Genomic DNA, 11089 nt, shown 5'->3' with positions numbered 1-11089 from the left:
GCAAGGAGGATTTCCTCGCCGTCCTGCAGACCCTCGCCGCGTCCGGCCGCCGCGTCGTGTCGATCGACATGCGCGGCCAGTACGAGTCCATCGGCCCGGACGACGAGTCCGCCTACACCCGGGCCGCGCTCGGCGAGGACATCAGCGTCCTCCTGGAGGCCCTCGGCCCCGACCCGGCCCACCTGGTCGCCCACTCGTTCGGCGGCCTGGTCTGCCGCGAGGCCGTGCTCGCCGACCGCGTCCGCCCCGCCTCGTTCACGCTGATGAGCTCGGGCCCCGCCGCCGTCACCGGCCCGACCGCGGACCGGGCCAGGGCCCTGCGCGACGCCATCCCCGAACTCGGCATGGAAACGATCTGGTCGATCGCCCTCGAACCCGACTACACCGGGCGCGGCATCCAGGAAGAGATCATCGCCTTCATCAAGGCCCGCACCCTCGGCAACTCCGAGAGGGGCCTGATCTGCATGTCCAACGAGATCCTCACCGCCCCCGACCGCGTCGACGAACTCGCCAAGCACTGCGCCGGCACGGGCCTGCGCACCCTCGTCCTCTACGGGGAGGACGACGACGCCTGGGAGCCCGCCGCCCAGGCCAAGATGGCCGAACGGCTCAACGCGTCCAAGGTCGTCATCCCGAGCGCCGCCCACTCCCCCGCCTGGGAGGCCCCCGAAACCACGGCCGCCGCCCTCCGCGCCTTCTGGAACCAGGCCGAACAGCCCCTCCGCTGATGCCCGCGAAGCGATGAACGCGGCCAGGCCTCCGCGGACAACCCACGGTTCCGGTGGCCGGGCCACCGGCAGCCTGGTGCTTCTATTTCCGAAGCGTCTCGTGCTACCGTCCCCCGCATGCCTCGATTTTCAAAGCACCCGATATCGCCAAGGATCAACCCCGTCGAACCCCCGTACGACGCGGAGACGGCTGCGGCCCTGGAAGCGCTCGGCCCGCCCATCGCCCTGTTCCGGATCTTCGCCCGCAGCCCCGAACGGGCGCGCGGCATACACGGCTGGGGCCGGTACTACCTGTCCCGGCAGTCGGCACTGGACCTTCGCCACCGCGAGCTGGTGATCGACCGCACCACCGTGCGATGCGGAGCCGAGTACGAGTGGGGAATCCACACCGCGGTATTCACCGCGAAAGCCGGACTCGACACCGACCAGGTCCGCTCCATCGTGACCGGAGACGCGGACGACGCCTGCTGGACCGACCCCGCCGACCGCGCCGTCCTTCGCGCGGTGGACGCCCTGTGCGGCACCAACGACCTGACCGACGACCAGTGGCACGACCTCGCCGACGCGATCGGTGACGAAGCGTCCGTGGACCTCCTCCTGCTGTGCGGCTGGTACCACGCGATCTCCTTCGTCGCCCGCGCCCTCCGCCTTCCCCTCGAACCCGACACCCCGGCGTTCACCGACTACCGCCCCTGAGTGCGTCCGACGCGCTCGCTACGGCGCCCGGCGGTACTCGCCGGGCGGTACCCCGAAGTGGCGGCGGAACGCCAGGTGGAAGCCCACCGACGAGCGGTATCCGACTCGTCCGGGGATCGCCGCCAGCGGCGTCGCCGTCTCGGTGAGCAGCCGGGCCGCCTCCCTCATCCGCCGTCCGGCCAGATGGCGGGCGGGCGCCTCGCCGACCAGCCGGGTGAACCTGCCCGCGAACGCCGACCGCGACATCCGCGCCTCCCGGGCCAGCGACTCCAGCGTCCACGGCTCGGCGTACCGGGTCTGGATCACCAGCAGCGCCCGCCCGACAGCCGGATCGCGCAGTGCCGGGGGCATTCCGCCGAGGCGCTCCAACGCCACCCGCAGCGCCAGCACGAAGACCAGCTCGAACGCGCGCAGCGCCGCCAGCCCCCCGTACCGCGCGATCAGTGCGTCCAGCGTCCCGGCCAGCAGCGGCTCGGTGGCCAGGGCCGCACGGTCGAGCACGATGATCTCCGGCAGCGACCGGTACAGCGGCGACATCGCGGACTCGTCGTAGTGGAGGCCGCCGCAGAGCAGCTCGGTCATGCGGCCGGGCCCGTCCACCCGCACCTCCGTCGTGCTCCCCGCCTGGCGCCCGGGAAGCATCAGGTCCAGCGGGGTCGTGGCGCGTCCCGGCCGGTCCGCCAGCTCGTGCGCCGTCCCGTACGGGAAGACCGCCAGCTCGCCCAGGCCCAGCAGGACCGGCTCGGACGCCCCGGGCATCGTGATCGCACACTCGCCGGACCGCACGTAGTGCAGGATCGCGTTGCTCTCCTGGTCCCCCCGGAACCCCCACGGCGCCCTGGCCTCCCAGCGGCTCACGAACACGCCCTCCAGCCGCAGCGGAGCGAGCAGCTCATCGAGAAGATCGGCTGGACGATCGTTAACCAGACCAGGACTCACACTTATCGAAGGTACTCCCAACCTCCGGCACGCTGAACACCATGACCGAGACATACCTGGTGATCGGCGCCACCGGCGCACAAGGCGGGGCCGTCGCGAAGCGCCTCGAACAGGACGGGCACACCGTCCGCGGCTTCAGCCGGAAGCACGGCGACCTCGCCGACCCGGCGGCGGTGCGAGACGCCTTCGGGGGCGTGTCCCGCGCATCGGTGACGCTGCCCATGGTGTTCGACGCGGACCTCGTGACCCGCTACGTGGACAACATCATCGCCGCGGCCAGCCATTGCGAACGGCTCGTCCTCAACACCAGCAACCGCCTGCCCGCCGCCCGCACGTCGGTCGCCGCCTTCGAGACCAGGCGCGACGCGGCCGGCGCCCTGCTCGACTCCGGCATCCCCACCGTCGTGCTGCGCCCGCCCGTCTACCTGGAGAACCTTCACCCGTCCGACGGTGTCCTGCCCTACCCGATCCCTCCCGGCCACAGGGTGGCCTGGCTCGCCCACGACGACCTCGGCGCCCTCACCGTCGCCGCGTTCGACCGCGACGACCTGGTCGGAACCTCGGTCGACATCGGCGGCAAGGACATCGTCACGGGCCCGGAACTCGCGTCCGTCTTCGGTGCGGGCTATGTTCCGTTGGAGCCGGACGCGTTCCAGAAGTTCATGACCCCGGTGATCGGCGACGCCGCCGCGACGGGAGTCGCGGACACCTACCGCTGGCTGTCCGCCCCCGAGAACGCGAACTTCTACGACGGCGACCCGGGCAAGGTGGAGTCCCTCTTCGGCGTCGAACTCACTCCTCTCCGCACATGGGCGGCCCGGTGAAAGCGATCGACGAGGTCATCGAGCACCACCGCTTCATCGAAGCCTGGCTGAGCGGAAGGGCGACCGACCTGGGCGGCTTCTTCGACATGCACACACCGGATTTCACCTGGTACGACCCGGACGGCGCCATGCTCACGCTCGCAGATCTCCGCGACGCCATGGAGAAGGCCCACGGCACGGTACCCGGCCTGCACATCCGGATTCTCGAACCGCGCGTGCTCCTGGATCGCGACGGCCTGACCGTCGCCACGTACGAGGAACACCACCCCGACAGCGCCCGCCGAGCCGTCGCGATGATGGTCCCCGCTCCGGAGGCCCGTAACGGCCTGCTCTGGCGCAGCCTCCACGAAACCTGGACGCGAACCGACCCGACTTGAGCGAGCCGGGCGGGGGCGAGATGCGGCTGCCAGGTCACGAAAGCGTCCACGGATCAGCGCGAGGCAGGCCCCGCGCCCTCAAGATTTCGGACTTTCGAGAATCGCGGCGATGGCGGCGGCACCGCCCCGGTCCAGCCAGGTGGGGAGATCAAGCATGCCCGGATGGCGGCGGCGCAGTTCAGGCACGTCGGCACGCCAGACGCCACGTGGATCGGTGATGGCGCGTGCGCCTTCCTTGAGCAGGTCCCCCTCCTCGTCGGTGACCTGCTGGTAGGTCATCCGCCTTCCGAGGTGCTTGCCGATCAGCCGCACGGTGGCATCAGGGGTCAGCTCGTCACCGGCCAGTTCCAGCGCTTGGCCCAAATAGGCGGCGGGGTCGGCGAAGGCGAGGGCGGCGAACGCACCGATGTCGGTCACGGCGACCAGTTGCACGGGGGCGTCCGGAGGGAAGAGGTGGCGCAGGACGCCGTCCGGGGAGATGCCGCCGAGCGGCAGGCCGGGGATGGTGTGGTTCTCCATGAACCGCACGGGCCGCAGGACGGTCGCCGGCAGCCCGAGGGCGGCGATGTGCTGTTCGATGACCCACTTGGTCTCCCAGTAGGGGACGCCGGTGCCCCGTTCGGCGCCGCCGACGGAGGCGAAGACCAGATGGCCGATGCCGGCGGCCGCCGCGGCGTCGGCCAGGTTCCGGCCGCGCCGGACCTCCCGCCGCCCGTCGAGGTCGTCCGGTGTGACGGCGAAGACACCGTGAACGCCGGTCATGGCGGCTTTGAGACCCTCGGGATCGTCCAGGTCGCCGCGATGCGGTTCGGCCCCCGCCGCGGCCAGGCCGCGAGCCGCGGGTGAGGCGGGATCGCGGACCAGGGCGCGGACCCGCCAGCCGTCGTCCAGCAGGCGGGCGGCGGTTGCACCGCCCTGCCGACCGGTCGCGCCGGTCACGAGAACGGTTCTGCCGGCTCCCTTCCCGGCGCCTGTGGGGGTGTGCTCGTCGGGCATGGCGGGACCTCCGTGAACCAGTAAGCTGAGACTGTCCCGAGAAATATATCGAGATAGTCTCAACTTATTCAAACGGGGGTCGCTCATGGACACCGGCACGCCCGCACGCCGCCGCCCCATGCGTGCGGACGCACGACGCAACTACGAACGGCTGCTCACCGAGGCCGCGTCCGCGTTCGCCGAGCACGGCACGGACTTCTCGCTGGAGCAGATCGCGCGCCGGGCCGGGGTGGCCAACGGCACGCTCTACGGCCACTTCCCCACCCGGCGCGCACTGCTCGAGGCACTGCTGGGCGACAGGATGCGAGCGCTGGCCACCGCCGGCGAAGAACTCCTCGCCCACCCCTCACCTTTCGGCGGCCTCACCGATTGGGCGCAGGCGGCCACGGTCCACGCGGCGCTCTACCGGGGGGTGGGCACCGCTTTCCTTCAGGCCATCGAGGACGAGACCTCGGAACTGCACGCGGCGTGCCAGGCGGTGCTCGCCGCCGGTGACGCCCTGGTCGCACGCGCGCGGGATGCCGGTGAAGTGCGTCCGGACGTCACCGCCATGGACCTGTACGCCCTGGTCAACGCGGCGGCGTGGGTGAGCGAGCAGAGCTCCGCCCCGCAGGGCGAGCGCCTACTGAAGTTCACCCTCGACGGCTTCCGAACCTGATTTCAGGGTGGGTCCGTCACCGCTTGGTCGTGTTGGAGTGACTCGGCGATTCGCTTGATGCGCTGGAGCCTGCCGTCCCACGTTGTTCCGACCGAGGACAACTGGGCGACCGCGCGAGCGAGTTGCGCCTCGTCCACCCGATACCTCCTCTCCCGTCCGGCATTCGAGGCGTGCACCAGGCCGGCGCGGTCGAGGACGCCGAGATGCTTCGCGGTCGCCTGGCGTGTCACGGGCAGTTGCTCGCTGAGGCTGGTGGCGGTGCCGCTGCCGTCCACGAGGAGCAGGTCGAGCATCCGCCTGCGGGTCGGATCCCCTACCGCGGACCACAGGTCGTCGTCGACGTCGACGGTCATGGGGTCGCCACCAGTCGCGTGAGGTACTCCCCGAGCCCGAGAACCGCGGCGTCCCAGCCGTCGACGTGTTCGCGGTGCTGCTCGGCCAGTTTGGCGGCCTGCCAGCCCATCTCCCGGAACCCGGTCTCGGTGAGCCGGACCGTCGTGCCCGTGCCGGACGGAGTGAGCTCGAAGGTGACCAGCAGCGAGTCGGCGGAGTCGTCGATCTCGCCGCCGGCATGGCACCAGCGGAACGAGAACAAGCGGGGCGGCTCGGCCTTCACCACGACGATGGGGGCGACATCCGCCCTGTCGCCCCAGACGAGTTCACCGGCAGCGCCGGGAGTCGCTTCGAAGTCGGCGTCGTCGCTCCACCACTGCGAGATGTGTTCCGGGCGGCTGACCACCTTGAAGACCACCTCCGGTGAGGCGTCGACGTGGATCTCGCGCTCGATGCTTCCGTACTCCATGCCCTCGACCTCCATATGCAACCATTGGTTGCGCATCACGCTAGCCCATGGCCTCGCGGTTGCGCAACCAATGGTTGCATCTTTACGCCTGGCGGTCAGCGGCGGCGCTCGATGAGGTGGGGGCCTCCGAGGGGATCGGCCATGCCGGTCGACCAGATCGAGCGGGTTCCGGGCACTCGGGCCAGGTCGTAGACCCAGGTGGAGATGCCGGGGCGTTCCGCGCCGCTCTCGGCGGTCCAGCGGCCGCCGCTGTAGTGCAGGTAGCTCTTGTCGTCCTGGTACGTGCTCGCCGAGACCCACACGCCTTCGTCGCCGTCGTCGGCGAGCGTTGGGTGGTGGTAGACGCCGGGCTCCTGGCTTACCGGGATCGTCGTCGACGTCCAGCTCGTCCCGTCCCAGTGCATGAGCTCAGGCGTCGGCGCGAAGCTGCTGCTCGCACGGTAGGCCCAGACGCTCGTGGCCGAGACCGGCACGATCTTCGCGATGTACGTGTCCTCCTTGGACGGATACCGGATCGTGCTCCACTCGGTGCCGTCCCAATGCAGCATGGCCTGGGTCGGGCCGGTCCCCGGGATGTCGCAGGTGCAGGCGATCCAGACGTCCTTCGCCGACCGGACGGCGACGGTGGAGGCGTTGACCATGGGAACCGGAGTCTTCTGGCGCGTCCATCGGCCCTTCTTGTAGCGCAGGGCGACGGCCTCCTTCGCCTGTGAGTCGTATCCGACCGACCAGGCCGGTCCGCGGGGCGCCGCCGAGACGATCTCCAGGTATGTGGTCAAGGGGGATGGCTGAGTGGGAGTGACCCCGGCCGGGTAACCGACGCTGCGCCACTTGGTGCCGTCCCAATGGAGTGCGGGTGAGCCGTCGGCGTTCAGATAGATGCCCCAGGCGTTCCGCGGTCCGGCAGCGGCCAGGTCGACGACATTACCCGTGCCTGGCGGCAGTGCCTGGCGTTGCCACTGCCGACCGTTCCAGGCCAGCATGACGGGCGTCCCACTCGATGTCGCGTCCTCCAGCCCGGCCACCCACGCCGCCCGCGGCCCGCCTGCCGCGACCTCGGTCAGCACGGCGAGGCCGTCGAGGGGCGGGGTGGGCACGTTCTCCCATTGCGGGGGTGCCGCGGCGGCGGCAGCGGGGGTGAGCAGCAGGCCTGAGAAGGCGGCGGCCCAAGCGGCGAAGCGGAGAACTCGTCGTCCTGCCATGAAGGCTCCCGGGGGTTAGGCGATCCCTGCGACAATCTTGCCGCCATTTGCTGGCAAGTAGTTAGGTACTGCCTATCCCAAGATCGACTAGATAAAACCCGGCACACCCGCTCATATGGCCGGTTCGCGCCACTTAGGACGCTGGCGTGCCCCCTGGGACGGGAGCAGCGGGCGGCGCTCTAGGTGAGTTCGAGGCCGCCGTCGAGGGTGAGGGTCTGGCCGGTGAGCCAGGTGGTCTGCGGGTCGGCCAGGCGGAGGATCCAGGTCGCGATCTCTTCGGGGTCGCCTCGGCGGCCGAGGGGGATGCGTGCGGCCTCGTCCTGCTTGATCTGGTCGACGACGGCGTCCGGGAGGCCGGCGGCGGTCAGGGCTTCGCTTTCGGTCGGGCCGGGGGCCAGGGCGTTGACGCGGATGCCGTCGGCGGCCAGTTCCACGGCCCAACTGCGGGTGAGGTGTTCGAGCGCGGCCTTGGACGCCGCGTAGTGGGCCGCGCCGGGCAGCGGGCGGTGGCCGTAGGTGCTGGAGACGTTGACGATCGCGCCCTCGACCTGGCGCAGGTGCGGCAGGGCGGCACTGGAGAGCAGGCTCGGCGCCGTGACGTTCAGGTCGAAGAGGTCGGCGATGCCTTCCGCCGTGGTTTCGCCCAGCGGCATCATCCTGGTTGCTCCGGCGTTGTTGACCAGGACGTCCAGGCGTCCCCAACGGCCGGTCGCCGCGTCGATCACTTCGCGCGCTGTTCCAGGGGCGCGCAGGTCAGCGGGATGGGCGGCGATTCCGGGGTGGTCGGCGGCGGTCTCCTCGAGGGCCGCCGCACGCCGTCCGACGCCCAGGACGCGGGCTCCGGCGTCGGCGAAGAGCCGGGAGACGGCGCGTCCGATGCCCGAGCCCGCGCCGGTGACGACGACGGTCCTGCCGGTGAAGTCCATGACCACCCTCCTTAGTTCGATGATTGACGAACATCGAACAAAGTAGCATGCAGGTATGAAGCAGGCACACCACCCCGATCTGGACGAGATCGGCCTCATCTCCGTGATGGGGGCGCTCAGCGACCCGATCCGGGTGGGCCTGGTGCGCGTGCTCGCGGACGGGCGGGAGCGAGGGTGGGGTGAGCTGCGGGCCCCGGTGGCCAAGTCGACGCTCAGCCACCATCTGCGGGTCCTGCGCGATGCCGGGGTCACGCGGACCCGGCAGGAGGGCACCCGCTGCTACGTCGAGCTGCGCCGCGACGACCTGGAGTCCCGGTTCCCCGGGCTTCTGGACGCCGTTCTGAACGCCGCCCAGGACGAGGACGTGGGCGCCCACGTCGGGCTGGCCGGCGCCTAGGTCAACCGGGTCGGCCCACGGGCGGCAATGGGGTCGTGACTGGAGTTTGACCAGGACGGGCGTCGCCGAGCTTCTCTCTGACCTGGGCACGTGCCACGATGGAAGTGCCACTTATCTGGCGATGTGACGGGATTGATTACCCGGGGCGGCCCGCAGGGCCGGCCGAGGGAGGAGTCACGATGCGCAAAGTGGCCGACTGCCGGGAGATGCCGAGCGAGTCAGGATGCACGCTGACCATTAGCGGCGAGGAGGACGAGGTCGTCCGCGCCGCCGCCGAGCACGCGGCCTCGGTGCACGGGCACACCGACAGCCCTGAACTGCGCCAAGAGGTCCGCAGGACGCTCAAGGACGAGCAGCTGAGCGTCCGGTAGGGGTGGGGCATATGACTTTCGTGCAGATCATCGAGTACGAGACCGACCGCCCGGACGAGCTGGACGCGCTGTTCGACGAGTGGGCGACCGCGACCGAGGGCAAGCGGACGGCGTCGCACGAAGTGCACGCCCGGGACCGCGAGAACCCGGACCACTTCGTTGACATCGTCGAATTCCCGTCCTACGAGGCGGCAATGCGCAACAACGAGCTGGCGGAGACACGGCATATCGCCTCGGAGATCCAGGCTCGGTGCACCAACGGGCCGCGGTTCATGAACCTGGACGTCATGCGCGACGAAACGCTGTGACCGCCACCGGCCGGTAGTTGCTCATCGCGGGTGCGCCGACGCGTCGCCGAGGAACGACGAGACGGCGGGGGCGACGGCGTCGGCGGGCGCGCCGTGGTCCTGGCCCTCCAGTACGGTGCCGCGTCCGTCGGGCAGCAGGGCGATGAGGCGTTCGGCGGTGTCACGGAAGAAGTCCGGGCTCGCCCCGCCCGCCATGACCAGGGTCGGAACGGTGATGCTCCGGACGAGGCCGGCCGGGATCACGCCGCCGCGGGCGGTGTCTCCCATGACCTCGAAGTCGTAGGGCATGGTCGGGGCAATCGCCAGCATGTCCGGGTTGCCGCTCGCCGCCTCGGCCATCTCCGGCGGCATGCCGGAGGCCGCCAGGAACATCTTGATGGCGTCGGCGCGGCGGTCGTCCTTGATGGCCGCCTGGACGCCTTCGGCGAGATCCCGTGCGGACTGCCGGTCGTCCTCGCCGTCGGGGCCGTAGGGCGGTTCGTGGAGGACGAGCGCGGTGATCGGCAGTCCAGCGGCGGCCGCCTCCAGAGCGAGGCCCGCGCCGGACGAGTGGCCGTACACCGCCGCCGAGCCTCCGGCCCCGGCGATCAGCGCGCCGAGGTCCTCGATCTCCCTTTCCACGGCGTACGGGGGCGTGTCGCCGCTGTCGCCCCGGCCGCGCCGGTCGTAATTGAGCACCGAGAATCGCCCGGCGAGCCGCTCGGCCAGGGCCCGGGTCGCCGGGCGGGCGCAGAACATGCCTCCGACCACGACCACCGCCGGGCCCTGGCCGGCGGTGTCGAAGGCGATCCGCGTCCCGTCCACCGATGTCACGTAACTCGTCATGGGGTACCCCTTCCGTTCACGTTACTGACCGGGCGTCCGGCGAGAACTCATCGGTGGCGTCGGCGTGGGAGGGCCTGCCGGGCCTGTCCGCAACCTGATCCGCGTCCGGGCGATGAGTTCCTCCCAGGTGGCGGGTCTGACTACTCAGAACCGATTCACCTGGAGGAACCATGACGACTGCCTCGGCCCTGCCCGCCACCGGAACCCTCCGCGTGCCCGGCGCGCGGCTGCACTACGAGGTGCGCGGGAGCGGGCCACTGGTGGCGCTCGTCGGCGCCCCGATGGGCGCAGCGGCGTTCGAGCCGCTCGCCGACCTCCTCGCGGCGGACCACACCGTCCTCACGACGGACCCGCGGGGCATCGGCCGCAGCCCGGTCGACGACCCCGGGCAGGACTCGACACCGCCGCTGCGCGCCGGCGACCTGTCCCGGCTGATCGCGGAGGTGGACGCCGGACCGGCCGTGGTCCTCGGCTCCAGCGGCGGCGCCTGCACCGCCCTCGCGTTCGCGCAGGCCCATCCCGAGCAGGCCCGCAGGGTCATCGCGCACGAACCGCCGCTGGACGACCTGCTGGAGGACCGCGACGACCTCTACAAGAGGACGGACGACATGATCGCCACCTACCTGGCCGGAGACGTGATGGGTGCGTGGCGGAAGTTCATGGCGCTGAGCGACATCCAGCTTCCGGAGGGCGCGCTGGAGCAGATGTTCGGCGGTGAACGCGACCCGCAGCAGGTCGCCGACGAACGCCGCTGGTTCGAGCACGAGCTGCGCGAGACCGTCCACTGGAAGCCCGACCTCGCGGCCCTGCGCGCGGTCGGGCCCCGCATCGTGGCCGGCATCGGCGAGGACTCCGCCGGCGAACTGTGCGACCGCGCCACCAGGACGCTCGCCGAGGCCATCGGGATCGAGCCGACGCTGTTCCCCGGCGGCCACACCGGCTTCGCCGACGATCCTCAGCGTTTCGCCGTCCGCCTGCGGGAGGTCCTCGCCGGAACCTCCTGAACCAGGTCGATGTGACGCGGACAGGCTTGGGACGCC

At 70.8% G+C, this 11089-nt stretch carries 16 protein-coding genes; 9 read left to right on the top strand and 7 right to left on the bottom strand.

From position 1 onward, the window contains the following. Together E1285_RS21080 and E1285_RS21075 are read left to right on the top strand one after the other, a co-directional pair. A partial coding sequence (locus tag E1285_RS21080) for an alpha/beta fold hydrolase (protein ID WP_132154634.1) occupies nucleotides 1-728 on the top strand: 728 nt, incomplete at its 5' end. 117 nt (nucleotides 729-845) lie between these two features. Then, a complete protein-coding gene (locus E1285_RS21075; protein WP_132154632.1) occupies nucleotides 846-1424 on the top strand; it encodes a carboxymuconolactone decarboxylase family protein in 579 nt (192 codons plus the stop codon). Between the two features lie 18 nt (nucleotides 1425-1442). Here the strand turns inward: E1285_RS21075 and E1285_RS21070 are convergent, their stop codons facing one another. Next, nucleotides 1443-2363 (bottom strand): AraC family transcriptional regulator, encoded by a 921-nt coding sequence (locus tag E1285_RS21070; protein WP_243722952.1) that lies wholly within the window; start codon nucleotides 2361-2363, stop codon nucleotides 1443-1445. Between the two features lie 41 nt (nucleotides 2364-2404). Between E1285_RS21070 and E1285_RS21065 the strand changes: the two genes are divergently transcribed. Together E1285_RS21065 and E1285_RS21060 are read left to right on the top strand one after the other, a co-directional pair. Then, the gene (locus E1285_RS21065) at nucleotides 2405-3187 is read left to right on the top strand and encodes an NAD-dependent epimerase/dehydratase family protein (RefSeq protein ID WP_132154628.1); all 783 of its coding nucleotides are present in this window, start codon (nucleotides 2405-2407) and stop codon (nucleotides 3185-3187) included. Beyond that, the gene (locus E1285_RS21060) at nucleotides 3184-3564 is read left to right on the top strand and encodes a nuclear transport factor 2 family protein (protein ID WP_243722951.1); all 381 of its coding nucleotides are present in this window, start codon (nucleotides 3184-3186) and stop codon (nucleotides 3562-3564) included. The genes E1285_RS21065 and E1285_RS21060 overlap by 4 nt, the downstream gene beginning before the upstream one ends. A 78-nt stretch (nucleotides 3565-3642) precedes the next feature. On the opposite strand, the gene E1285_RS21055 is transcribed toward E1285_RS21060, so the two are convergent. Beyond that, entirely contained in the window at nucleotides 3643-4560 is a 918-nt protein-coding gene (locus tag E1285_RS21055) for an NmrA/HSCARG family protein (RefSeq protein ID WP_132154624.1), read from the bottom strand. 85 nt (nucleotides 4561-4645) lie between these two features. Between E1285_RS21055 and E1285_RS21050 the strand changes: the two genes are divergently transcribed. Further along, complete coding sequence (locus E1285_RS21050) at nucleotides 4646-5218, top strand: TetR/AcrR family transcriptional regulator (RefSeq protein ID WP_132154622.1); 573 nt, start codon at nucleotides 4646-4648, stop codon at nucleotides 5216-5218. Nucleotides 5219-5220: 2 nt separating this feature from the next. On the opposite strand, the gene E1285_RS21045 is transcribed toward E1285_RS21050, so the two are convergent. The 4 genes from E1285_RS21045 to E1285_RS21030 form a co-directional block, all read right to left on the bottom strand. Next, entirely contained in the window at nucleotides 5221-5571 is a 351-nt protein-coding gene (locus E1285_RS21045; protein ID WP_132154620.1) for a winged helix-turn-helix domain-containing protein, read from the bottom strand. Then, entirely contained in the window at nucleotides 5568-6020 is a 453-nt protein-coding gene (locus E1285_RS21040) for an SRPBCC domain-containing protein (RefSeq protein ID WP_132154618.1), read from the bottom strand. The genes E1285_RS21045 and E1285_RS21040 overlap by 4 nt, the downstream gene beginning before the upstream one ends. A gap of 95 nt (nucleotides 6021-6115) precedes the next feature. Continuing rightward, on the bottom strand, nucleotides 6116-7222 hold the full coding sequence (locus tag E1285_RS21035; RefSeq protein ID WP_132154616.1) for a hypothetical protein: 1107 nt from the start codon (nucleotides 7220-7222) through the stop codon (nucleotides 6116-6118). A gap of 179 nt (nucleotides 7223-7401) precedes the next feature. After that, nucleotides 7402-8148: an SDR family oxidoreductase gene (locus tag E1285_RS21030; RefSeq protein WP_132154614.1), complete on the bottom strand. Its 747-nt coding sequence runs from the start codon at nucleotides 8146-8148 to the stop codon at nucleotides 7402-7404. 55 nt (nucleotides 8149-8203) lie between these two features. Here E1285_RS21030 and E1285_RS21025 point away from each other — a divergent pair, with 55 nt between their 5' ends. The 3 genes from E1285_RS21025 (at nucleotide 8204) to E1285_RS21015 (ending at nucleotide 9224) form a co-directional block, all read left to right on the top strand. Further along, a complete protein-coding gene (locus E1285_RS21025; RefSeq protein ID WP_132154612.1) occupies nucleotides 8204-8545 on the top strand; it encodes a helix-turn-helix domain-containing protein in 342 nt (113 codons plus the stop codon). A gap of 179 nt (nucleotides 8546-8724) precedes the next feature. Continuing rightward, nucleotides 8725-8916: a DUF1059 domain-containing protein gene (locus E1285_RS21020; RefSeq protein WP_132154611.1), complete on the top strand. Its 192-nt coding sequence runs from the start codon at nucleotides 8725-8727 to the stop codon at nucleotides 8914-8916. Between the two features lie 11 nt (nucleotides 8917-8927). Continuing rightward, on the top strand, nucleotides 8928-9224 hold the full coding sequence (locus E1285_RS21015; RefSeq protein ID WP_132154609.1) for a hypothetical protein: 297 nt from the start codon (nucleotides 8928-8930) through the stop codon (nucleotides 9222-9224). Between the two features lie 21 nt (nucleotides 9225-9245). On the opposite strand, the gene E1285_RS21010 is transcribed toward E1285_RS21015, so the two are convergent. Beyond that, nucleotides 9246-10049: an alpha/beta hydrolase gene (locus E1285_RS21010; protein ID WP_132154607.1), complete on the bottom strand. Its 804-nt coding sequence runs from the start codon at nucleotides 10047-10049 to the stop codon at nucleotides 9246-9248. Nucleotides 10050-10219: 170 nt separating this feature from the next. Between E1285_RS21010 and E1285_RS21005 the strand changes: the two genes are divergently transcribed. Then, nucleotides 10220-11053, top strand: coding sequence for an alpha/beta hydrolase (locus E1285_RS21005; RefSeq protein WP_132154605.1), 834 nt, complete (start codon nucleotides 10220-10222; stop codon nucleotides 11051-11053). Nucleotides 11054-11089: the final 36 nt, after the last annotated feature.

The organism is Actinomadura sp. 7K507, from assembly GCF_004348425.1.
In the GTDB taxonomy this organism is placed as follows: domain Bacteria; phylum Actinomycetota; class Actinomycetes; order Streptosporangiales; family Streptosporangiaceae; genus Spirillospora.
This window is presented reverse-complemented; position numbering and strand designations above follow the sequence as displayed.